General features: G+C 65.0%; 19 protein-coding genes. 8 read left to right on the top strand and 11 right to left on the bottom strand.

Translation table 11 applies throughout. From position 1 onward, the window contains the following. Positions 1–136: 136 nt before the first annotated feature. The 3 genes from QP305_RS03500 to QP305_RS03490 are packed head-to-tail and all read right to left on the bottom strand — an operon-like array spanning position 137 to position 2870. Positions 137–973: a metal ABC transporter permease gene (locus QP305_RS03500; RefSeq protein WP_284896850.1), complete on the bottom strand. Its 837-nt coding sequence runs from the start codon at positions 971–973 to the stop codon at positions 137–139. A 23-nt stretch (positions 974–996) separates the two neighbouring features. Further along, positions 997–1848, bottom strand: coding sequence for a metal ABC transporter ATP-binding protein (locus QP305_RS03495; protein ID WP_284904029.1), 852 nt, complete (start codon positions 1846–1848; stop codon positions 997–999). Positions 1849–1892: 44 nt separating this feature from the next. Beyond that, entirely contained in the window at positions 1893–2870 is a 978-nt protein-coding gene (locus QP305_RS03490; protein WP_284904027.1) for a metal ABC transporter substrate-binding protein, read from the bottom strand. 294 nt (positions 2871–3164) lie between these two features. On the opposite strand from QP305_RS03490, the gene QP305_RS03485 reads away from it, so the two are divergent. Then, complete coding sequence (locus tag QP305_RS03485) at positions 3165–4211, top strand: hypothetical protein (protein ID WP_284904025.1); 1047 nt, start codon at positions 3165–3167, stop codon at positions 4209–4211. Here QP305_RS03485 and QP305_RS03480 read toward each other — a convergent pair. Next, positions 4185–4976, bottom strand: coding sequence for a ribonuclease E inhibitor RraB (locus tag QP305_RS03480; protein WP_284896789.1), 792 nt, complete (start codon positions 4974–4976; stop codon positions 4185–4187). The genes QP305_RS03485 and QP305_RS03480 overlap by 27 nt on opposite strands. 88 nt (positions 4977–5064) lie before the next feature. Here QP305_RS03480 and QP305_RS03475 point away from each other — a divergent pair, with 88 nt between their 5' ends. Continuing rightward, positions 5065–5781 carry a hypothetical protein gene (locus QP305_RS03475; protein ID WP_284904024.1) on the top strand — a complete coding sequence of 239 codons (717 nt, stop codon included), beginning with the start codon at positions 5065–5067 and terminating at the stop codon, positions 5779–5781. Continuing rightward, a complete protein-coding gene (locus QP305_RS03470) occupies positions 5774–6235 on the top strand; it encodes a hypothetical protein (RefSeq protein ID WP_284904023.1) in 462 nt (153 codons plus the stop codon). Before QP305_RS03475 ends, QP305_RS03470 begins: the two co-directional genes overlap by 8 nt. Positions 6236–6334: 99 nt before the next feature. Here QP305_RS03470 and QP305_RS03465 read toward each other — a convergent pair whose 3' ends face one another. The 3 genes from QP305_RS03465 to QP305_RS03455 all read right to left on the bottom strand — a co-directional run bounded on the left by QP305_RS03465 (position 6335) and on the right by QP305_RS03455 (position 11046). Further along, positions 6335–9136 carry an ATP-dependent RNA helicase gene (locus QP305_RS03465; protein WP_284904021.1) on the bottom strand — a complete coding sequence of 934 codons (2802 nt, stop codon included), beginning with the start codon at positions 9134–9136 and terminating at the stop codon, positions 6335–6337. A 100-nt stretch (positions 9137–9236) separates the two neighbouring features. After that, a complete protein-coding gene (locus QP305_RS03460; protein ID WP_284904019.1) occupies positions 9237–9995 on the bottom strand; it encodes a response regulator transcription factor in 759 nt (252 codons plus the stop codon). Beyond that, positions 9976–11046, bottom strand: a complete 1071-nt coding sequence (locus QP305_RS03455) for a sensor histidine kinase (protein ID WP_284904017.1) — start codon at positions 11044–11046, stop codon at positions 9976–9978. Before QP305_RS03455 ends, QP305_RS03460 begins: the two co-directional genes overlap by 20 nt. A 124-nt stretch (positions 11047–11170) precedes the next feature. On the opposite strand from QP305_RS03455, the gene QP305_RS03450 reads away from it, so the two are divergent. From QP305_RS03450 to QP305_RS03440, 3 genes are all read left to right on the top strand, one after another. After that, on the top strand, positions 11171–11953 hold the full coding sequence (locus QP305_RS03450) for an ABC transporter ATP-binding protein (protein ID WP_284904014.1): 783 nt from the start codon (positions 11171–11173) through the stop codon (positions 11951–11953). Further along, the gene (locus tag QP305_RS03445) at positions 11950–13341 is read left to right on the top strand and encodes an FtsX-like permease family protein (RefSeq protein WP_284904012.1); all 1392 of its coding nucleotides are present in this window, start codon (positions 11950–11952) and stop codon (positions 13339–13341) included. The genes QP305_RS03450 and QP305_RS03445 overlap by 4 nt, the downstream gene beginning before the upstream one ends. 223 nt (positions 13342–13564) lie before the next feature. Then, positions 13565–14140, top strand: a complete 576-nt coding sequence (locus QP305_RS03440) for a flavodoxin (protein ID WP_284904010.1) — start codon at positions 13565–13567, stop codon at positions 14138–14140. A 131-nt stretch (positions 14141–14271) separates the two neighbouring features. Here the strand turns inward: QP305_RS03440 and QP305_RS03435 are convergent, their stop codons facing one another. Together QP305_RS03435 and QP305_RS03430 are read right to left on the bottom strand one after the other, a co-directional pair. Then, positions 14272–15264 (bottom strand): diaminopimelate dehydrogenase, encoded by a 993-nt coding sequence (locus QP305_RS03435; protein ID WP_284904008.1) that lies wholly within the window; start codon positions 15262–15264, stop codon positions 14272–14274. Further along, positions 15261–15896, bottom strand: a complete 636-nt coding sequence (locus tag QP305_RS03430; protein WP_284904006.1) for a TetR/AcrR family transcriptional regulator — start codon at positions 15894–15896, stop codon at positions 15261–15263. The genes QP305_RS03435 and QP305_RS03430 overlap by 4 nt, the downstream gene beginning before the upstream one ends. A gap of 287 nt (positions 15897–16183) precedes the next feature. Here QP305_RS03430 and QP305_RS03425 point away from each other — a divergent pair, with 287 nt between their 5' ends. Next, positions 16184–17668 carry a DUF1846 domain-containing protein gene (locus QP305_RS03425; RefSeq protein ID WP_159455036.1) on the top strand — a complete coding sequence of 495 codons (1485 nt, stop codon included), beginning with the start codon at positions 16184–16186 and terminating at the stop codon, positions 17666–17668. 97 nt (positions 17669–17765) lie between these two features. Here QP305_RS03425 and QP305_RS03420 read toward each other — a convergent pair whose 3' ends face one another. Next, positions 17766–18890 (bottom strand): FHA domain-containing protein, encoded by a 1125-nt coding sequence (locus QP305_RS03420; RefSeq protein ID WP_284904005.1) that lies wholly within the window; start codon positions 18888–18890, stop codon positions 17766–17768. Between the two features lie 96 nt (positions 18891–18986). Here QP305_RS03420 and QP305_RS03415 point away from each other — a divergent pair, with 96 nt between their 5' ends. Then, positions 18987–20450, top strand: coding sequence for a hypothetical protein (locus QP305_RS03415; protein ID WP_284904004.1), 1464 nt, complete (start codon positions 18987–18989; stop codon positions 20448–20450). Positions 20451–20551: 101 nt separating this feature from the next. Here QP305_RS03415 and tgt read toward each other — a convergent pair whose 3' ends face one another. Beyond that, entirely contained in the window at positions 20552–21787 is a 1236-nt protein-coding gene (gene tgt / locus QP305_RS03410) for a tRNA guanosine(34) transglycosylase Tgt (protein WP_284889982.1), read from the bottom strand. Positions 21788–21814: the final 27 nt, after the last annotated feature.

The following is a 21814-nucleotide window of genomic DNA, read 5'->3' as shown; positions in this document are numbered from 1 at the left end:
TTCACCCACCAACGAGACAAAACCCCAGGCCACAACGTCAATATGAATCACATCACGCCAAAATGAGCCAAGTCAGGTTTGACCAGGCAACGTCCCTTGGCGGGCAAGGCCACTGCCGGCTAGCTGCGCCGTCGTACTAGATAGAAACCGCGGCGCGGGTGCGCGCGCCCTCGAGTTTGCCGCGCAATCCGTGCGGGGAAATCAACCAGACCACCAGGAACATAATGCCCTGGGCCGTGACCACCGCGGCGCCGGAGGGCAGGTCGAGCCAGTAGGACACGTACAGGCCCACCAGCGCGCACACGGCCGCGAAAACCGGCGCGAAAATCAGCATGACGCGGAAGCGGTTGGTGACCAGGTACGCCGTGGCGCCCGGCACGATCACCAACGCGATAATGAGGATCGCGCCCACCGCCTGCATGGCCGTGACCACCGTGAGCGCCAGGCAGAACAGCAAAATCGCGCCGAGGCTGCGGGCGCGGATGCCGATGGCTTGCAGGTGGGTGGGGTCGAAAGCGTAGGCGGTCAGGTCGCGGCGCTTGAAGAGCAAAATCGCGAGCGCGAGCGGGGCCAGGATGACCACCTGGATCATATCCGCGCGCGTGACGCCCAGCAGGTCGCCGAAGATCACGTGGTTGAGGTCCACATTGGAGGGATTGAGCTTGATGAGGATCAAACCGATCGCGAAGAATAAAGTAAACACTGCTCCCATGGAGGCGTCTTCTTTGACTCGCGAGGTGGAGCGCAGCAGGAAAATCAGCGCCACCGCGATGAGTGCGGCGATGACCGCGCCCAGGGAGAAGGGCATTCCCAGCACGTAAGCGATGACCACGCCGGGCAGAATCGCGTGCGAGAGGGCGTCGCCCATAAGCGACCACCCGATGAGGACCAGCCAGCAGCTAATGACCGCGCACACGATTGCCGCGGTGAGGGTGACCGTGGCCCCGCGCACCATAAAGGGGTGCGTCCACATTTCAACGAAAAGTTCGTACCACACTAGCGGTTCTCCTTTGCCTTGCGCAGCTGCGTGGTCGGATCTGCGGCCGGGTCCGCGGCCGGGTTTGCGCCCGAAGCTGTTGCCGGATCTGCGCCCGGCTCCGGTTCGCCGTGATCGGGGACGACGCCGAAAGCCTGCATGAGGTGCTCGGGCTTCATCGCCTCGGCCACCGGGCCGTGGAAAATGACGCGGCGGTTGAGGAGGAGCACTTCGGAGCACAGCTGGGGCAGGCCGGCCAGGTCGTGGGTGGCGACCAGGATGGTTACCCCGGAGGCCGCCAGTTTCTGGAGCAGCGCGATAATCATGGTTTCCGAGGGTTTATCCACCCCGGCGAAGGGTTCGTCCAGGAGCATGAGCTGGGCGCCCTGCGCGATGGCGCGCGCGATAAAAACGCGTTTGCGCTGCCCGCCGGAGAGCGAGCCGATCTGGCGCTCCGCGAAGGGAGTCATTTCCACCATATCGAGGGCGTGGCGTACGGCCTCGCGGTCCTCAGCGCGGGCGCGGCGGGTGGGGCCCATGAAGCCGTAGCGGCCCATGGTCACCACTTCCTGCACGCTGACCGGGAAAGCCCAGTCCACGCCTTCGTTTTGGGGAACGTAGCCGACCAGGCCGGCTTTGCGGGCCCGCGCGCCGCTCTGGCCGAGGATCGTAATATCCCCACCGTGGCGCACCGATCCCATAATTGATTTCATGAGCGTTGATTTACCCGAGCCGTTTTGCCCCACGAGGGCGCAAATAACCCCCGGGGTCAGCCCGAAGCTCACCGAGGTGAGGGCCTGCACCGAGCCGTAGCGCGCGTGAACACCGCTCACCTCAAGAGCGTATTTCGGAGTTTCTGCTGGTGTTGCCACCGTTTCTCCGCCTTTCTGCGATTGTGCGTACGTGCGAGCGGCGTTTACTTGCCGGCGGGTTTCGTGGCTTCGCTCGCGGATTCGCTGGCCTTGCCGGTCAGCCCGCGGGTGATGAGATCGGCGTCGTACCGAAGCAAATCGAGGTAGGTGGGCACGGGGCCGTCCGCCTCGGAAAGCGAGTCAACGTACAGTAAGCCGGCCACCGGAACACCGGTGTCTTCGGCAACGGACGCCATTTTGTCGTCCACGGTGGATTCGCAGAACAGCGCCCGCACCCCGGAGGTGCGCACGAAATTCTCGAGGTCGGCCTTCGCCTTGGGGGTTTGCGCGCCTTCGGCATTGACCGCCCACAGGTACTTTTCTTGTAGGCCGTGATCGCGCGTGAGGTAGGAGAATGCGCCTTCGCAGCTCACCAGCGCGCGCTGGGATTCGGGGATGGTGGCCAGGGCCGCGTCCATATCGCTGGCGATGGCATCCAGTTGTTTCTTGTAGTTTTCGCCGTTGGTGCGATAATCCTCAGCGTGGGCGGGATCCACTTTCGCGAAAGCGGCGACCATATTATCCACGTACAATTTGCCGTTCTTCGGGCTCATCCACGCGTGCGGATTCGGTTTGCCCTGGTAATCGCCTTCCGCAATGGCCACGGGTTCGATGCCGTCGGAAAGGTTAATGCGTTCCGCGGTGGAATTCTCCACGAATTTTTCGAACCAACGCTCCAGGCCCAGGCCGTTGTACAGGATAATATCCGCGCCTTCCGCGCGTTTAATATCGCCGGGCGAGGGCTGATAATCGTGAATTTCTTCGCCCGGGTTGGTGATCGAGGCAACCTCCATATGCTCGCCGGCAATATTGCTCGCCATATCGGCCAGCACCGTGAAGGTGGTGAGCACTTGCGGTTTCTCGCTTCCCGCGCTTTTTTCCGGCGACGACGCAGCTCCGCAGGCCCCCAGCAGGGCAAGCATGCTCGCCAGCAGCGCGGCCAGGCCGGCCCGGACCGCACCCCGTTGATATCCCATTCCCATCACCATCCCCTTTCTGGCTATACTGGGCGTTGGTGCCCTGATCGGATGCACCCTGTGAGGAAGCCCAACGCTCGTAAGTAAGGGTACCCTTACTTTTTGGTGACGGAGCCTAATCCTACGCGATATCACCACCGCGCGCGAGGCTTTTATCCCGCAGCTGGGACTTTCTCCCCGAGTATTCGCCACATTTTTTACTTAATATGACATCGCCCACCGCGCCACCGAGCGTGAACATTACGGAGCCGAGCGTGAACACCGCATTTTGCTGTCGGAGGCCCCGGGTAGACTTCCCCCATGGATGAGATGGACGCTATCGGTCGGGAAATTGACACCATCGCCGCTTCCCTCGGCGATATTCCGGAAGCCGAACCCGGCGAACCGGGCTACATCATTAATACCTGGGAACGCGTGGTCACCGCGTGCCGGGCGGGAATGCGCCCGGTGGCATCTACGGAGGGGCTGCGCCTAGCCGTGGCTATCGGGCACAACCTGAAAACTGTGGAACTTTCTCCGGCGCGCGATTCCGAGGGGCGTTCCTATCTCAATCTGCGCTGCTCGGTGGGCCGGGCGGATCTCATCGATGTAACCGGCCTGGCCGGCTGGGTTTTTGAGACTTTTTCTTTGGGCGATGTGCGTATTGTCGGGGAGGATGTGGTCCTGCACCTGGCGTTGCGCATGGCCGGATTGCCTTTCTCGCGGCTCACCAGCATGGTGAAGTTCCTCGTCGTCGCCGCTATTGACGCCACCGCGGTGTTCGTGCGCGGTCTCGATAACGTTCCTCCCACGAAAGATGATCTTTTCGGGCCGGAGGCGGTGGCCGGCGCCGGGGATATTCTGGAGGATACGTTTTCCGCGCGCCCGGAAATGAATCCTTTTGTGGGCAATGCGCCCGGGGATGCCGATCAGTTCACGGATCCGGCCGGGGTGGATGCTCGTTTTGATGAGCTGCTGGGCACGGCCGGGGTGTATCGCTGGAACGGTTTGGTTTCCGCGCTCGCTCCGCTGCTCGGGCAGCGCGATGCGGCTCAGGCCGAATACGGTTTCGGGGCTACCCTCCGGGTGGATGGCTCTGAGGTTCCGGTGGTGATGCTGCGCAATACCCTGGTGAGCGGGGCGGATAGCGCGGCCGTGACCTTGCGCCTGGGTGATGCTAGCGCGGATGCGGTGCGGGAGGCAGCCCGCCAGGCCGCGGCTCTACCCCTGGGCGGGGTGGTGGTGCACGGCACGGATCTTTATTTCAGCCACGCTTTTGAAATTAGCGGGCAGCGGCCCGGGTGGATCGCCAGCCAAATCGAGGGCGCGGCAAGGTATTCGCTACTGCTCGGCCGCGGGCAGTTCTAGCACGGCTTCTTGGAGCCGCTCCCACAGATCCGCTTCGGCGTCATAAGCTTCGGCAACGATGGATTCGGGGAAGTAGGCGGTATCGCGTTCCAGGCCCAGCAGGCAAGGGTAGAAACCGCCGCGCTGGCGGTAGGCCACCCAGGCGAGGGGTGCGTGGGCTACCAGCCGGTCCCCGATGAGCACTCCGAGCCCGGAGGCGAGGGCCTGCCGGGAGCGTTGGCCGCGCAATTCGGGTAGCAGCGCGCATATATCGCGCAGGTTCTGGGGCAGTTCCCGCCCGCGCGGCACCAGTTTTTTCGCTTCTTCGCGCGCTTCGTGTAAATAATTCTCATCCCCGGGGGCGAGCCAGCCGATGCTCCCTTCCGGGTAATAATCGGGATTATCGCATTCGCGCAGAGCCGGCAGCAGCGAAGCTTCCCAACCCAGGTAACGCCCGTTGGTGGCGGCGGCAATGAGCTCCAGGTAGGAACGCGAATCGGCGATGACCCCGTTATCTACCGAGGTGGCGGACCACAGGGTGAGCATCCAGGAATCTTTGGACCGCCCGAATTGGGAAAGTTGTGATTGCTGGACCCAGCCGTTGCGTTGCAGGCGGGTGCGGGCGGCCACCGCGGCCCGGCGCGAAGAAAAACGGAGGCGATTGATCCACATGCGCGGGGCAGTTAGGCGCGCAGCTTCGGCGACCATAGCAAGCAGGGCCCGATCCAGGGCAGCAGCGTCCGCCTGGTTGTCACTCTCGGGGGCCAGATGTGCTCCATGCGCCATGGCTGCTGGTACCGTCCTTTGCTACTCGAGGGCCGCGGAAAAATCACGAGGATGCTCAGGGGGCCGTCCGCGGACAAGCGTGGACGGGATGATATCTATTGTACGCGGCGCGCCCGGCCTGTGCCGCATTCTGCCGCCAACGTGGAATACTGGTGAGGTGGTATCACAGTTCACAACATGGGAGGACGCCGCCGCGGCCCTGCGCGATACTTATGCGGGCGCGCGGGCGGATGAGACTCCAGCTTTACGATTTGTCACTCACGGGGTGCCGGTTACCGCCTGGCCCGGGCAGTCCACCCGGCGCGATAGCCGCGCCGTCGTTCATCTTGCGGCACCCGTGCTCACCGGCGCGGAGCTGCGTAAGTACGACGGCGCCGCCGCATCCGCGGCGTCCAGCACCCACGCAGCATCTGAGCCAGGCACGCAAGCAGGCACGGACCCCGCCGCCGAAACCGGCGCGCAACCTGAGGCGCAAGCCAGCATGGAATCCGATACGCAATCCGACTCGGCGCTTTCTCGCAATGCAGCGGCGGTGCTGGAGCATTTCGGTATTGACCCGACGGGCCCCGATCTGATCGCGGTGTTGCGCGCCGCGGATGCGCTGCCGATTGGCGGGATTCGCCTGCTGGGCGGGCGTGCGCATATTCATTACGCGGTGGCGCTGCCGGTTCCGGCCGAGCAGTTGGCCGCTTGCGCGGCTTTGGTGGCGGCGCAGGCCCGGGCGATGAGCGGCGCGGATGCCTCTCATGCGGCCGGCGCGGATGCGCTTTCGGACGTTACCCGGGAGGGGGAAGCTGATGTCTAAGAAGTCGGGGCGCGGAGCGTCTGATGCCCGTGATGTGACAACGGCTGCGGGCCTGTATGAGGTGCTGGTGGCTGATTATCACGCGCAGGCGATGCCGGATGGGGTGCATTACCGTTTTGAGGTGGTGTGGCGTTCGGAGTCGGATAAACAGGAGATGATCGCCAGTTACGCGAATGTTCCCGGCTTGGGGGATGTGCTGTATGTGGCGGCATCGCTGGTGGAGTCGCCGACGGAGGCTCGTACTCGCGATATTTTGGAGCGGATCGGCGAGTTTTTGGATGGTGATGCGGTGATGTCGGGTGGTCACCTCCAGTTGCGGATTTGTTTGCCGATGGCCGGGCTCACGATTGAGATGTTGCGGGCGCGCTTGCGTAATCTTGCCGGTGCTGCGACATCTATTCGCCGGGATTTTGCCGACGACGACGAAACTGGCACCTTGACCTTCGGCTACTGAGGCATATCCCGGGGCGACCTGGGCGTACTTTAGCTGCGGGCCTTCACCTACCCGCCCGCGCGGGCGTGAGCAGTATGCGCGCATTGTAGCGGTGCGGGTTTAGCGGCTCTGACCCGTGCGGCGCGGGCGGGCGCGTTTGGTTGGGCTGGCGGTGGCGCCGTTTTCTGGCCAGGGGTGGCGTGGGTAGCGCCCGCGCATTTCTGCCCTGACTTGGGCGTAGGGGCCGGCCCAGAAGCTTTCGAGGTCGTCGGTGATGGCGACGGGCCGGGCGGCCGGGGAGAGTAGTTCAAGGGTAACGGGGATGCGCCCACCGGCTAGGCGCGGCGTTTTGGCCCAGCCGAAGGCTTCTTGGACGCGCAGGCGAACGGTGGGCCGGCCGCCTTCATAGTGGATGGTGCGTTGTTCTCCGGTGGGGATGGTGAGGCTGGCGGGAGCGAGTTCGTCCAGGTGGGTGGCTTCCGGCCAGGGCAGGAGGCGCTCTATATTTCCGGCCCCGAGGTTTCCCCAGGTGCCGCCCCGGGCGAGGGCGGCGAGTTCGGGGCCGGCGAGTTCCTCGATGCGCTGGCGTAGTGCGGTTTCGCTCATATCGGGCCAGGGTTCACCTAGGACGGTGTGGAGGAAGGCGAGACGTTCGCGCAGGGCTTGGGCTCCGGCGGTGAATTCCAGCGGGAGGGTTCCGGAGCTGGCCGCGGTGCTCACCCACGCGGTGGCGGCTGCGCGCGGGAGGCGCTCTACATCCCGGCCGGCGAGTTCGATGGCTCCCAGCCGGGTGGTTTCCCGGGCCCGCAGACGGCCTTTCCGATAGGTGATTGCGGTGCCGGTGGTGATGAGGCCGCGGCCGGCTTGGCGGGCGAGTTCTTCATCGGCGGGTACGGCGGCACGGATGAGTGCATCCGCTCGGCCTTGGCTGGCGCTCACTTCTGCGACCGCGAGCCAGGGCGTTCCAAGGAGCGGGGAGCCTTGCGGGAGTACTGCCCCGCTACCGTTGGCCAGGAGGTAGCGCCCCGAGGTGCTATCCACCGCGCGGGCCAGCAGATCCGGGTATGCCCAGGCGGTTACGAGGGCGAGGGCATCGTCACTGCGGGCCGCCCGGCTGGGTTTCCCGGAGCCAGCTGGGCCGGTTGTACCGGAACCTGCGGTATCGGTTTTCCCGCGGATGGCTGCGCCGCTGCCAGATTTCCCACTGTCACTCTGCCCGCTCTCATGCCGCCCGCTGCCGGCTGCCGTGGCTTCGCCCAGGGCGCGGCGGGCTAGTTTTTCGAGGCGCTGGGCTTGCCGGGCCCAGGCCGGTGAGACGGCGGTGGGCCATCGGGCCAGATCAGCCCCGGGCAGCCGGGGTGATTCCGCGAGCGCGGCAACGATCTGGGCGGCTGTACCTGCCCCTAACCGCGGGGTGGTTTCCAGCAGGCTACGCCCCAGGCGGGTGCTGACCGGAAGCGGGGCGAGGGTGCGGGCCAGGTCCGTAACCTGCCAGGCGCGCTCAGCGCCGGTACTCTCACCGGCGACGGCGCTCCCGTGCGTCTCGGTTCCGAGCGTCCCACCATCGGCCGCATCATCCCCGGCGTCGTGTTCTGCCACCATGCAGCCGAGGGCGGTGAGGGTGCGCATGCCAGCCGCCACGCCCGGCTGCGGGGGCGAGTCCAGGAGGGCGAGCCCCCGGCCTTCCGGGGCACCCCATACAGCTGCTTGCAGCAGAAAATCGGTGAGATCCGCGGTATAGATTTCCGGGGTGGAACGTTCGGCGAGGCGCGCCCAGGTAGCTTCGCTCATGACCCGATACACGGTTCCGGGGCCTAAACGCCCGGCGCGCCCGCCGCGTTGGATACCGGCGGCTTGGGATTCCAACACCGTAACGAGCCCGCTGATGCCACTGGCGTAATCGGTGCGGGGTTCCCGGGAAAGCCCGCTATCCACCACGATCCGCACCCCGGGTACGGTGAGGGAGGATTCCGCGATAGCGGTGGTCACAATAATGCTGCGAGTTCCCGCAACTTCACGGAGTGCGGCATCCTGTTGAGCACCGGTGAGGGAGCCGTGCAGGGGTGCCACCCGGGCAGGTAGATGCCCAAGCAAACCCACCACGTGCTCCACTTCCCGCACCCCGGGCAGGAACACCAAAATATCGCCGAGTTCCACCTCCCTAAAAGCGCGTTCCACCACCCGGGCCACGTGCGCCAGGAATTCCCGGCGCACCCCGAGTGCGCCCTCCCGCGAAATTGTGCCCAGGGGTTCTTCCCCGCGCCCGGGCGGTGCGTAGCGCAGCGTGAGCGGGTGGAGCACGCCCGGAATATCCACGATCCGCGGGGTTTCCCCGGGTGCTGCGGCCCCCGCTTCCAGCAAAGCCGCGGTGCGCTGGGATTCCACGGTGGCGGACATGGCCACCAGCAAAAGGTCCGGGCGGAAAGCGGCGCGGGCTTCCAGGGCGAGGGCGAGGGCCAGATCGGCATCGAGGTGACGTTCGTGTACTTCGTCGAAAATAAGCGCGCCGACACCGCGCAATTCCGGGTCGCTTTGCAGGCGGCGCACCGCGATACCGGGGGTGATCATTTCGATGCGGGTTTCCCGGCTCACCTGGGAATCCCCGCGCACGCTATAGCCGGCGGTAGCACCTACCGGTTCCGCGAAAAGTTCAGCCAGGCGCCGGGCCGCAGCCCGCGCGGCCACCCGGCGCGGCTGAATCACGAGGACCCGCCCGGGCTGAGTACCGCCCGCATCGGTTCCTCCACGCACGCCTTCCGCGAGCGCGCTGGCCACCAGCGGCGGAATGAGCGTGGTTTTCCCGGTTCCCGGCGGCGCGCTCACCACCGCGAGCGGCAGCGCGGCGCGCACCTCATCGAGGTGGGCTGCTACCGGCAGCGAGGGCGGGGCAGCGAGCAGGCGAGCGCAGGGATCCGAGGTCATGCTCCCATTCTCCCACGGGCCTCCGACACAATTTTCAGCCCGAACCGCAGCCTGCGCGAACGGCGCACCCCGCCCACTGAGCGTAGGCGCACCACCCGCCTCAGCCCGCGCGCGAGGTTTCCGTCAGATAGGCCAGCACCGCCCGCACCCGGCGGTTTTCTTCCCCGGGCTGCATCCCCAGCTTGAGGAAAATATTTGCCACGTGTTTGGAGACGGTTGCCCCGGTGAGGTAGAGCTCGGCGGCGATTGCTGAATTGGCATATCCACGCGCCATGAGCTCCAGGATTTCACGTTCGCGGGAGGTGAGCTCCGTGAGAAGTGACGGCGTCGTCGCCATTAATTGGGCCGCAACATCCGGATCCACGACCACGCCGCCCACCCCCACAATTTCCAGGGACCGCACGAAATCCGCTACCCGCGCCACGCGATCTTTGAGCAAATACCCCAGGCCACCGGGCGCGTCATCCTCGTTCCCGGAAGCATGCGTGACCGCGGCGCCGTTCCCGCCGGCGCTCGCACCCGCGCTTAGGCCCGCCCCGCTCGCACCCGCGGCCGGGTGGAAAAGCTCGCGCGCGTAGGCCGGCGCCACGTATTGGGAAAGCACCATAATGCCCAGGGCCGGGAATTCGCGGCGCAGGTCCACGGCGGCGCGCAGGCCGTCGTCGCTCATGGTGGGCGGCATGCGCACATCGGTAATGACCAGGTCGGGGACCTCCCCGCGGGCGGCGGCCACGCGCACCGTCTCGCTCAGCTCCGGCGCGGTGGCGGCGGTGGCCACAATCGTGTGCCCGCGCCGCTCCAGCAGCCCGCACAGCCCCTCGCGAAATAGCGCGGAATCATCAGCAACGACCAGACGCATCCGTCCCCTCCGTTCTCATATTTTCGGTTTCCGGCGCAACGTCCGGCGCCGCGACCGTCGCGGGCACGTCCGTAGCCCTCGCCACCCCGGCCCCGCTCCCCCATTCGCCGCGGTGGAGCAGCAGCGGGATGCGCGCGCGAATTTCCGTGGGCCCGCCCACCGGGCTGGAAATGCGCAGGCTGCCGCCGAAAGCCGCGAGCCGCTCGCCGATCCCGCGCAGGCCGCTGCCCGGGATAACGCCGCCCGGGCCGGTATCGGTAATGCTGAGATGGAGGTCATCGTCGGCAATAAGCAGCACGGTCGCGGTGGCGGCGGGCGCGTGTTTCGCCACGTTCGTCAGCGCTTCGGCCACCGTGAAATACGCGGCGGCGATCACGCCTTCGGGGATTTCGGGCAGCGGGCGCGGCACCCGCAGGGTGGCTGGCACCGGCGCGGAAACCACCAGGTCGCGCACCGCCGCCTCCAGCCCCAGGTCAGAGAGCACCTTCGGGTGGATTCCGGCCACGGTGCGCCGCAGTGAGGTAAGGGCGAGTTCCGCGCGGTCCTGCGCGGATGCCATGCGTTCGCGCGCGGCCGCCAGATCCGCCGAGCTCACAACGCCGTTCGCGTCACCTTCCAGCAGAAACGCCGCCTCACCCACGTCCATCGAGGTTGCGACCAGGTACTGCTGGGCGCCGTCGTGCAGATCGCGTTCGATGCGGCGCCGTTCGATTTCAAAAGCCGCGGCAATGGAGCGTTGCGCGTGCACCACGTCGCGATGATCGGATGGCTGCGCCATCCAGGTCGACGACGCCGGGGCCACGTCCGCGAGCGCCCGTCCGTTCCCGCGCCACACTATCCATGCGGCCCCACCCAGGGCCAGCAGTCCGGACAGTCCGATGATGATAGGAATCGGGCTGAATCCGCCGAGCAGCGAGAGCCCCGCCACCGCCACGAATACCAGGGCGATGGTGCCGAGGCCACCGGCGAGCACCCCGCGCATCGTGGCGCGGCGGAGTTGTTCGGCCACCACGCGGGTGTTATCTACGTGCATGGCGCTCTGCGTTGTCATACCGCCATGGTAGCCGGGCACCGCCCGCCACCACGCGCAAATCCGGGAATGGTAGACCTAGCTCTACCATAAGTGTGGAGTACGAGCCCTGCCGCCGCCGGCCAATCGGAAGTTGACTAGAGCCATGAACACAGCACAGAATCTCGCCCCGGACCTGGTGGCGAATAATCTCACGAAGAATTTTGGGAGCGTGGCGGCGCTGCGCCAGGTCTCGCTACGTATTCCGGGCGGGCAGTCGGTGGCGATTATGGGGCCTTCCGGTTCGGGTAAGTCCACACTGCTGCACTGCCTGGCCGGGATTATCGCGCCCACCACCGGCACGGTGCTCCTGGGCAACGAGCCGATTTCGGATATGTCCGATGGACAGCGCTCGAAAATGCGCCTGGAGAATTTCGGTTTTGTTTTCCAGGATGGTCAGCTGGTTCCCGAGCTACCGGCCCGCGAAAACGTGGCGGTGCCGCTGCTGCTCCAGGGCAAGCCCCGGCGGGAGGCGCTGGCCGCGGCGGATATGTGGCTGGCGCGCCTCGGGGTGGAACCCGAACGCCACCGTAGGCCTGGCGAAATGTCCGGCGGGCAGCTCCAGCGTGTGGCCATTGCGCGTGCCTTGGCGGGCCAGCCGGCGGTAGTTTTCGCTGATGAACCCACCGGTGCCCTCGATCAGGCCACCGGCCATGAAGTCACCCAGATCCTGACCACCGCCGCGAAAATGAGCGGGGCCACCCTCATTATTGTTACCCACGACCCGAACGTGGCCGCCTGGTGCGAACGCCTCGTGGAGATTCGCGACGGCGTTATTCACGCCGATTCGGCTAACGTGGCCACGTCCGGATCCGCACAACCCGGCACGGCGCGCCCCGGCGCACCGAGGCCCGGCACCACCACCGCGAACGGGGGCGAGCTGCAATGAAAGTCCTCTCCTTCGCGCCCCGCCTCACTCTGGCGCGGCTGCACGCCCGCACCGGTAACGCCTGGCTAGATATCCTCGCGGTCCTCAGTTTCACGCTGGCGGCCACCATGGCCCTCACCATCGCCGGCGGCATCTTCATGTTCTATAACTGGAATTTCCATCCGAGCCTGGCCATGGCCGCCCACCTCGAAGCCCTGAGTGAGACCATGGGCGCCGGCCTGACAGAAATGTACCTTGGCCTGGCACTTTTCGCCGGGGCGCTCCTAGTTATCCCCATTTCTTCCCTGGCTTCCGGGGCTGCGCGGCTGGGTGCGCAGGATCGCTCCCAGCGCCTGGCCTCCCTGCGCCTGGTTGGCACCACCCGCAGCCAAACGATTGCGATCTCGCTGTGCGAAACGGTGGTGCAATGGCTGCTGGGCACCGCCCTGGGCACGGTGCTTTACCTGGTGACGCTGCCGGGCTGGCGCGCGCTGAGCTTCCTCGGGCTGCCCATTAATCCGGCCCAGATGCTGCTGCCGGTTCCCTTTATCGCCGCGGTTATTGCGCTGCTCTTCGTGGTGACCTTGGTATCGGCGCTCGGCGGGCTGATGCGGGTATCGATTTCACCCCTGGGGGTGGCGCGCCGCGAAACTCCGCGTGCGCTGCGGGCGTGGCGCCTGGGGGTGCTCGTCGTCGCCGGAATTATGTATGTGCTGGTGGCGAATGCGCGTGGGGGTTCTACGCCCATCGTGCAAATCGTCATGATGGCGGGCGTGCTGCTGGTCTTCCTGTTCGCGCTTTCGGTGGCGGCTTCCTTTATCATTCAGGCGCTGGCCTATCCGCTCACGCGTTCGCGCCGCGCGTCGTTGCTCATGGCGGCGCGGCGGATTCTCAACGATCCGCGCGCGGTGTGGCGTAGTGTCTCCACCCTCGCGCTGCTGTGTTTCATCGGTGGCTACACCTCCACGCTTCCCGAGCGCAGCGGTTCGGATTCGGTGGCGATTCGCTTGGTCTCCGCCGATATCGGCACGGGCGTGATGGTCACCCTCGGTTTCGGTTTCGCGGTGGTGGCGCTGTCCAGTCTCACGAATCACGCCTCCCTCGTTTTCGAATCGGCGCAGCAGACGCAGTCCTTGCGTTTCCTCGGTTTCCCCACGGCCGTTTTCACGCGGATTCGGATCCTGCAAACTTTTATTCCCCTGGTAGTAACGACGGCGCTGACCACCGCGCTCGGGGTTGGTATGTCTCTTATGACGAATTACTCGTGGGGTGCCCGCTTGGATACCGCTGCTTTCACGAAACTCGGGATCATTACGGTTCTTGGTTTGGCCATGTGCTTGGTGAGCATTCTGGTGGTCACACCGCTGGAAACTCGGGTGGTGCTGGCGCGCGGGCGCGCCAATGATTAGGGCGCTGGCAGGTGAATAACGCGGGCGGGCGGGTGAATCAGAGGGGGCTGGCAAGTGAATCAGAAGGGGCTGGAACGCGAATAATTGAGAAACAATTCAGGAATTAAGCGTGGACGCCCCGGGTATAAAGACCCGCTGGTAGCCCGGGCTCGGTGGCAGAATGGATGATGTTCAGGTCACAATTCTCAGTGCGGAGGGCTCGCTTCGCGGGAAGGAAATTCCGATGTCAGAAATTCGTGCGGCTCAGCAGGAAACGCCGGCGGATGCGCGCCGCCCGCGCTGTCTCGTAGCTTTCTTCTCGCGTGCCGGCCTGAATTTCTGGGACGGCGAGGTGCGTAACCTCGAGATCGGGAACACCAAGGTGCTGGCGGAAAAAATCGCAGCGCGCCTGGGTGCGGATACTTTTGAGATTGTCCCCGCGCACCCCTATCCCGCGGATCCGAATGAGACGCACGCCCAGTCCACCCGCGAACTTGCGGAGGGCATTTACCCGGAGCTTACGGCCCCGGCGCCCAGCGCGAGCGGGTACGACGTCGTGCTTGTCGGTTTCCCCGTCTGGTGCGAGCAGGTCCCCCCGGTGGTGCAGACCTACCTGAAGTCCGCCGGGCTCACGGACCAGCTAGTGCTGCCGTTCACCACCTGGTCCGGCTCGCCGAAGGTGGAAATCGAATCGACGTTCACGAACCTGGCCCCGGAGGCAACCACCGGCGTGCCCTTCTCCGTGCGCGGTGAGAATATCCACGAGGCCGCTACAGATAGCGCGCTAGAGGAATGGCTGGCCTCCGCGAATTTAATCTAGCGGATCCCGAGTTCGCGATCATCCTCGAGATCATCGAGGAACAGCTCCTATTCCGGTTTCTGAGCTTTTTTCACCCGCTGAACATACCCCAAGGCATAGCAGGTCGCGAGGATAATCACCGGGAACCCTCCCTACAGCAAATCCGCGCGCAGCTGCGCTGCGCTGGCCGGGTGAAGCAAAGCCGGCGGAACATCGAAGAGGGTAACCGCCCCGCGTTCCCCGCGCGCGTGCATCCGCGCCACCGCGCGGGCGCAGGCCACCAGCACCGCCCCGGTGAATTCCGGATTGGAATCCAGCGCGAGGTTGAAATGCAGGGCGTGCGAAGTCCCCGGCGAAGTGGTTCCGTGCCGAATCACATCGCCGCCGTGCGCCATCCCGGTGTGCTCCGCGGCGAACTCCTCCTCGGAAATCACGTGGACTTCAGTTTCGTATTCGGCAAAGTAATTCGGCATCGTCACGATGGCCTGGCGCACTGCCTCCGGATCCGCACCGCTCTCCAAGACCACGTAAACGATCCGGCGATGCTTATCGCCCGCGCTGAGCTGGCCTTCCGTTTGCCCGGCCAGGGCCGCAGCCCGCACCTGCTCCTTGGGAACGGTGTACTGCACCGCGTTTTTCACGCCCGGCACCCGCCGCACCGCATCCGAATGCCCCTGGGACAGCCCCGGCCCCCAAAAAGTTTCCGCGTGCCCGGCCGGCAAAACCGCCTCGGCCAACAACCGCTGAAGCGAAAACAGGCCCGGGTCCCAACCAGCGGAAATGAGAGCGAGGGTGCCGGCCGCGCGGGCGGCGTCGTCGACCTGTTCGAAATGCGCAGGAATCCGCGCGTGTGTATCAAAAGAATCCACCACGTTAAAACCGGAGGCAACCAGCGGCGTTTGCGTATCGAGGTCCGATTTCGAGCCGCCGCAGTTAATAACGACGTCGATTTTGCCGGTCCAGCGGTCACGCAGCTGCGGATCGGTGAGTTCGGCGGCGGGGAATGCCGGGCCGGAGGCGGTCATCACGCCTTCGCGGCGGGTGAAGACCCCCACCAGCTCCAGGTCGGGGGCGAGACTGAGGGCCTGTTCCACCCCGCGGCCTAGATTGCCGTAGCCGTTGATCGCGATGCGCGCGTGTGTCATGCGTGTGGTTCTTTCTCGAGTTCGTCATCTGTATGCCCGGCGGACATAGCAAGAATAGTGTGACGGGCAATCCGGCATACATCCTCGAGCGACGCGCCGGTTTCCACCTGGCGAAATGCGTCGGAAATGAGGGCGCGGCTGAATGAGGTCCAAATATCAGGATGCGCGATACCGGTATCTTTCCAGCACATTTTGAGGGCGTCAGTGAAGAAACCGTGGGCTTTATCCACGCCCATTTTGGTATGCGCCGTGGCCTTCTCCGAACCTTTCCCGCGTGCCGCACGCATGAGACCCATGAGCCATTTATGCGAGTCGCGCTGGCCGGACTGGCGGATGCACGCCACCACCAGCTGCGCGAGGCGTTCGCGCGGTTCGGCATTCATATCCACCTGGCCCATCACCTTGGCCCGCCACCTGGGCACATTCCGTTCGAGCACCAGCAGCCGCAGGTCTTCAACCGACCCGACATAGCGGTAAATGGAGTTGCGCGCGATACCCGCAGCCGCAGCCACCGCCCCGGCCGAGAGCGGTTTGCCCGGCTCGTCTTTGAGAATCTTTTCCGCCGCATCCACGAGCCGGGCTATCATCATTTCCCGATGCTCGCGGACCGTTGGTGCAGAAATCTTTGGCATATCTCCTCCCAGCGTCGCCCCCTATTGTTGCGGACTCAATCGATGAGCGCAACGGTTTAACCACGCCCGGTTTTGCCTGCCCGTAGCATTCGCGCCCTCACCGCCAGCCCGAATGCCCCGCGCTCCCGCACACGCCCGCCCGCTCGATGCGAAATCCGGCGCGAGGCGCTACACTTTGTCGGTACTGCTGAGGTGACCGAGAGAGGCGATCCGGCGTGGCTGATAAAAACGCGCGTAACTCCATCCCTACTACAGAAACCCCTTCCCCTTCCCCCCATATCCCCTCATTGCAGAGCATCGGATTTGATCGGGAAAAATACATTAAGCTCCAGTCCCAGAAAATTCGGGAGCGCCGCGAAAAGATCGGCGGGAAGCTCTACCTGGAGATGGGCGGCAAGCTTTTTGATGATTTCCACGCCTCGCGGGTGCTGCCCGGTTTCACCCCGGATAACAAAATTGCGATGCTGGCCGAATTGAAGGATGAGCTGGAGATTGTGGTTGCCGCTAACGCGCGCGATCTCAAGGCGAAGCACCGCGCCGACCTGGGCATTTCTTATGAGGATGAGGTGCTGCGCCTCGTGGACGTATTCCGCGAAGCCGGCTTCATGGTCAATTCCGTGGTGCTCACCCAGTACGAGGAAGATAACCACGAGGCGCGTGATTTCCGCCGCCGTCTTATTAAATTGGGTCTCAATGTGGCGCGCCATCGCCGCATCCCGGGCTACCCCTCCAATACCGCGCTCATCGTTTCCGAGGACGGTTTCGGAAAGAACGAATACGTGGAAACGCAGCGCGATCTTATTGTGGTGACGGCGCCCGGCCCGGGTTCCGGCAAGCTCGCCACCTGCCTTTCGCAGCTCTACCACGACCACCAGCGTTCCATCACCTCCAATTACGCGAAGTTTGAGACTTTCCCGGTGTGGAATATTCCGCTGGATCATCCCGTGAATCTCGCTTATGAAGCGGCAACGGCCGATCTGGACGACGTCAATATGATCGACCCCTTCCACCTGGTCGCCTACGGCGTGCAAACGATTAATTACAATCGCGACGTCGAGGTGTTCCCGCTGCTCAGCCTGCTGCTGCGCGAACTTTCCGGGGAAACGCCGTACAAATCCCCCACGGATATGGGCGTTAACATGGTGGGATATTGTATTTCCGACGACGACGTTTGCCGCGAAGCCGCCCGCCAGGAAGTTATTCGCCGGTATTACCGTGCGCTTGTTGATGAGAAGCGCAGCGAATCTGAGCCGGTATGTTCCGAACGGATCGCCCTCATCATGGCCAAGCTCGGGGTGACCGGCACCGACCGGCCGGTGGTGCCCCCGGCGCTGCGCAAGGCCGAGGCCACGGGTGGGCCGGCCGCCGCGCTCCAGCTTCCCGATGGCAGAATCGTGACCGGGAAGACTTCGGAGCTGCTGGGTTGTTCCGCCGCTGTTTTGCTTAATGCTCTCAAGGTGCTGGCCGGGATTGATGATTCGGTCAAGCTGCTGGCCCCGGAGGCCATCGCCCCGATCCAGACCCTCAAGACGGAGCACTTGGGTTCGCGTAATCCGCGCCTGCACACCGATGAAGTGCTTATCGCGCTCTCGGTTTCCGCGGCTTCGGATCCCACCGCGGCGGCGGCGCTGAGCAAGCTGAAGGATCTGCAGAATTGCGATGTGCATACCACTACGATCCTCGGCTCCGTGGATGATGGTATTTTCCGTTCCCTGGGCGTGAATGTCACCAGCGAACCGCATTACCAGCGTAAAACGCTGTATCGGAAGTAGCCGAGCGGGCGAGTCAGCCTGCGTGGCGCGGCGGGCAGCCCGGGTGTTCGTATTCCCAGGTAGCCCGGCGTGCCGCTGAGGATAAGGCGCGGCGGCGCTAGCTGCGGTAATGAACCGTGAAGCTGGCGGCGTCACCCATATCTACCAGGTCCCCATCTTCCAGGCCGACCGCGTGATCAGGTTCGATGCGGCGCAGCGGGCCGTCCCCGTGCTTGAGGTAGGTGCCGTTATTGGAATGGCAATCCCGCAGGAATGCACCGCCCGCCTCCACCAGAACTTCGCAATGGGTGCGGGAGATCTCCTGACGCGGGGAAGGAACCGGGAGGAGTTGGGTAGCTGCCGGATCCGAGCCCGCGGCCGCGGCATCGAGGAGCGGGCGGCGCCCCATAATAATATTTTTGAGAGCCGGGCTCACCCCGCCCAGCACCACCGTCTCCCCGAAAGAGAAACGTAATTCGACCGCCGGAAGCGGGGCGGGAATGCCGGAGGAAGGATAGGGTTCGGTGGCCTGCACCGGGTAGGCTTCGGTAGCCGCGGCGTAGCTGGGCACCGGGGCGCTCTCCACCGCCGGCGCTGCTGGCACCGCTGAAGGCACCGGCGCCGCCGGTGGAAGTGGCGGTGCCGGAAGTTCCGGAACCGCCGGGTGGGCAGCCGAAGCTTCCGGGCGATCAACGGGCAGAGCTGCCGGGCGCTCAACCGCAGCCGCAGGCCGGCCGCTGAGAACCGGGCTGAGGCTAATGCGAGCGCCACCGGCGCGGGCCATGCCGCGCTCTAACGGGAGGGCCGGGCCAGGTGCGGGAGCTGCGCCGTCGTTCCCGGGGGTACCGGCGCCCCAGGCCGCGCCGTCGTTCCTACCGAATGCCGTGCTTTCCGCACCCGCAGCGCCCGCAGCGCCAACGTTCCCCACCGTCACCGTGGTGTCCTGGGTGGTGGCGGCTTCTTGCCAGGTGAGGGCGTTACTGCCGTCCGCGACCGCGCGGCCGGTGACGTCGCGAACAATGAGGCCGTGCGCGGCTACCCGCAGCAGCGGGCCGTCGGCGTAGAACAGCGCAAAATCCGCGCCCAGCGCGGACCACAGATGCGTGAGAAGAGTGGGGAAATCGTGACCGGCGCGCATCGCTTCCCACACCGCGGCTGGATCGGCAGGTAGGGCGGGCGTGAACACCGCCAGGCCGGGCACGCAGGCCAGCAGCCCATCACCGGGATAAGAATAGGACGGCATGGCTCCTCCTCGACCTGGTTCCATGAGTCACATCTCTGCTTGCAAGGATACCGCGCCCGGCAAGCGGCCTGCGCCACTTTCTGCCAGAATAGAGGTATGTCGCTCATGAATTGGGCCCTCGAGGTCGCCACCGCTCATCCCGAACTCGCCGGCGCGCTGGTCAATGCCGACGGGCCGTGGCTGGATGTCCTGCTCCCGGACGGACGCACCTTCCGCTTCCGCCCCTTTGAGATGATCGATCCGGATGCTCCCGAAGACAGCCGGCGCGCACTTCTCAACCGCCTCATCACTATTGGCGTATCCGGGGCCACCACCCCGCAGGTCACCGAAGGTGCGGCCGGGTCCGCCCAGCCGGGGGCGGCGTCGTCGGCCCGAAACGGCGCGAACGCGGGCGGCGCAGCTACCGGAACCGGTGCGGCCGCGGGAAGCAGCGCGCCCGAGATGCCCGGCACCCCTCCGGGCCGCGGCCAGAAAAACCTGTCCTGGCGGGAAATCTTCGCGCAGTTCTTCGGGACCATGGATCCGAGCGACCCGGGGTTTCCGCACCGCGACCCCGCGCTCGATGAGCTCGCGGAGGAGCAGGGTGACGCCGAGGGGCCGATTATGCCGATTGTGCGCGCCGCGGATTATTTCACGCGCGTCAACCGGCGCGAGGATGATTCCTTTATCTACCTGCCGCTCACGGATTTCGTGGGCGTGGGGCTGGCGCGCGATACCCCGGATAACATCATTCCGCTGTATTTCTCGGATCTGGATCTCATTCCGGGAACGGATGATGTGGGTCCGCTGTTTGGGCACGCCGTGGAATCGCTGCGCGGCCTGAATGCGCAATCGGGCTACGCGGCTCTGGAGCTGGTGGTCATGATGTACGCGGGCGCGCGGGTGCTGGCTTTTACCGAACCGAATAATTACCAGAGTTCGTGGTTCGCGGATGTGGATCTGGTCCAGCAGGTGGCGTACTCGATCAGCAAGCAATACAACGGCGCGCTGCCGCTGTTCGTGCCGGCTTCGCGTTCGCGCCTCTTTGTGGTGCTGGCTGATGATCCGGAGCTTCCCGCGCTCTTCAACCGTTTGCTCCAGGATTACGATATCGACGACGCTATCTACCCGCTCCCCCACACCGTGGCCGCGGACGGCTGGATGGAATGGATTCCTATGCCGGATCACCCGGCCTACGCGCCGCTGGCGAATCTGCGCGCCACCTTCCGCGGGCGCATGTACGATCACCAGCAGGAATTCCTTTCGCGCTGGCCGGAAAAGATGGGCCACGTGGCCCTCTACGAGGTGCATGACCTGGACGAAGGCGCGGTGAGCCTCACGCAGTGGCGCCGCTCGGACCACTACGGGTCCATCCCGGCGGTCGCGGATTTCATTAACTATCTTGACGATGCCGATCCGGAAGCCGCCAATATCACCATTCGCCTGGACGTGGCCCGCGATGTGTGGCCCGAAGGCTTCCAGCCGCTCGAAAATGTGTGGCCGCCGCGCTACGAGGTGTCTGGATTCCCCGATCCGGAGACCTTCCAGAAGCTGAGCGACGCGGCGCACCGCGCGTTCTAGGCGCGGGGCCGCGGGCGTGCGGCGGACCGCGTGGGGCTGTTTACGTGTGCACGCGGAACGTGCGCCGCGCCTTTACGCGCCACCCGCTATAAGTGCCCCCGCTACGCCCGCCCCCACTGCCCGCGGTAGAAGCGCCCGAGCGTTTCTTCTTTGCAGGCCGCGTAATCGCCAGATTCGATGGCCGCGCGGATGGTATCCACGAGGTGCACGGTGAAGTACTCGTTGTGGATGGTGGCGAGCGTGGCCGCCAGCGCTTCCTTCGCCTTGAAGAGGTGATTGAGGTAGGCGCGCGAATAGTTCTGGCAGGTGTAGCATTCGCAGTCGGGCACCAGCGGCCCGAAATCGGTGCGGAACTGGGCGCGGGTCACGTTGAAACGCCCGTCTGGGGAGTAGATCGCGGCATTGCGCGCCACCCGGGAGGGATTGACGCAATCGAAAGTATCCGCGCCGGCTTCGATAGCGGCGAAGAAATCATCTGGCTCGGAAATCCCGAGGAGGTGGCGGGCTTTCGTTTCGGGCAGCTCCTCGCTCACCCAGGCGCAGATGGTCCCGAGCTTCTCCTTTTCCAGGGCCCCGCCGATCCCGAAGCCGTCGAATTCCTGCCCGTCCACGCACATCGAACCGAGGTCCCGCGCGGCTTTCCGGCGCAGATCCTCGTATTGCGCGCCCTGGATCACGCCGAAGAGCTGCTGGTAGGGCTTGCCGGCGCGTTCGATGGTGAGGCGGCGGTGTTCGGCCAGGCAACGCTCGGCCCAGCGGCGGGTGCGCTCCAGGCTTTTCTCCTGGTAGGCGCGGGAATTGAGGAGGGTGGTGAGCTCGTCGAAGGCGAACATAATATCGGCGCCGAGCTGGTGCTGAATCCCCATGGACACCTCCGGGGTGAACCGGTGGCGCGAGCCGTTGAGGTGGGAACGGAACCATACGCCGTCGTCGTCCACATTCGCGAGGCGCTCTTTATCGCGCGCGAGTTCGGTATCCGCGCGCCCGGCGTTTTTCCCGGCGTACTCGTTGCTGAGTACTTTTTTGAAGCCGGAGCCGAGCGAGAGCACCTGGAACCCACCCGAATCCGTGTAGGTGGGCCCGTTCCAGTTCATGAAAGCGGATAGGCCGCCGGCGGCATCCAGGATCTCCGGGCCGGGTTGCAGGTAGAGGTGGTAGGCGTTCGCGAGCACGGCCTGCGCGCCGATACCGCGCACCTGCTCGGGCGTGAGCGTTTTGACGGTCGCTTTCGTGCCCACGGGAATGAACGCCGGGGTCGCGATATCGCCGTGCGGGGTGTGAATCACGCCGGTGCGTCCCAGCGGCCGCCCGGTGAGGTCACCCACGCGCGCGTCCAGGCGCGTCCCGATCGTAAATCCTGTTGT

Source organism: Actinotignum timonense (assembly GCF_030216305.1).
Classification (GTDB): Bacteria; Actinomycetota; Actinomycetes; order Actinomycetales; family Actinomycetaceae; genus Actinotignum; species Actinotignum timonense_A.
This window is presented reverse-complemented; position numbering and strand designations above follow the sequence as displayed.

Bases quoted from the DNA above. Each gene is read 5' to 3' on its own strand.
- QP305_RS03500 (WP_284896850.1), bottom strand. From the start codon at position 973: ATGTGGACGCACCCCTTTATGGTGCGCGGGGCCACGGTCACCCTCACC.
- QP305_RS03490 (WP_284904027.1), bottom strand. From the start codon at position 2,870: ATGGGAATGGGATATCAACGGGGTGCGGTCCGGGCCGGCCTGGCCGCG.
- QP305_RS03485 (WP_284904025.1), top strand. From the start codon at position 3,165: ATGGATGAGATGGACGCTATCGGTCGGGAAATTGACACCATCGCCGCT.
- QP305_RS03480 (WP_284896789.1), bottom strand. From the start codon at position 4,976: ATGGCGCATGGAGCACATCTGGCCCCCGAGAGTGACAACCAGGCGGAC.
- QP305_RS03475 (WP_284904024.1), top strand. From the start codon at position 5,065: ATGATATCTATTGTACGCGGCGCGCCCGGCCTGTGCCGCATTCTGCCG.
- QP305_RS03470 (WP_284904023.1), top strand. From the start codon at position 5,774: ATGTCTAAGAAGTCGGGGCGCGGAGCGTCTGATGCCCGTGATGTGACA.
- QP305_RS03465 (WP_284904021.1), bottom strand. From the start codon at position 9,136: ATGACCTCGGATCCCTGCGCTCGCCTGCTCGCTGCCCCGCCCTCGCTG.
- QP305_RS03460 (WP_284904019.1), bottom strand. From the start codon at position 9,995: ATGCGTCTGGTCGTTGCTGATGATTCCGCGCTATTTCGCGAGGGGCTG.
- QP305_RS03455 (WP_284904017.1), bottom strand. From the start codon at position 11,046: ATGACAACGCAGAGCGCCATGCACGTAGATAACACCCGCGTGGTGGCC.
- QP305_RS03450 (WP_284904014.1), top strand. From the start codon at position 11,171: ATGAACACAGCACAGAATCTCGCCCCGGACCTGGTGGCGAATAATCTC.
- QP305_RS03445 (WP_284904012.1), top strand. From the start codon at position 11,950: ATGAAAGTCCTCTCCTTCGCGCCCCGCCTCACTCTGGCGCGGCTGCAC.
- QP305_RS03440 (WP_284904010.1), top strand. From the start codon at position 13,565: ATGTCAGAAATTCGTGCGGCTCAGCAGGAAACGCCGGCGGATGCGCGC.
- QP305_RS03435 (WP_284904008.1), bottom strand. From the start codon at position 15,264: ATGACACACGCGCGCATCGCGATCAACGGCTACGGCAATCTAGGCCGC.
- QP305_RS03430 (WP_284904006.1), bottom strand. From the start codon at position 15,896: ATGCCAAAGATTTCTGCACCAACGGTCCGCGAGCATCGGGAAATGATG.
- QP305_RS03420 (WP_284904005.1), bottom strand. From the start codon at position 18,890: ATGCCGTCCTATTCTTATCCCGGTGATGGGCTGCTGGCCTGCGTGCCC.
- QP305_RS03415 (WP_284904004.1), top strand. From the start codon at position 18,987: ATGTCGCTCATGAATTGGGCCCTCGAGGTCGCCACCGCTCATCCCGAA.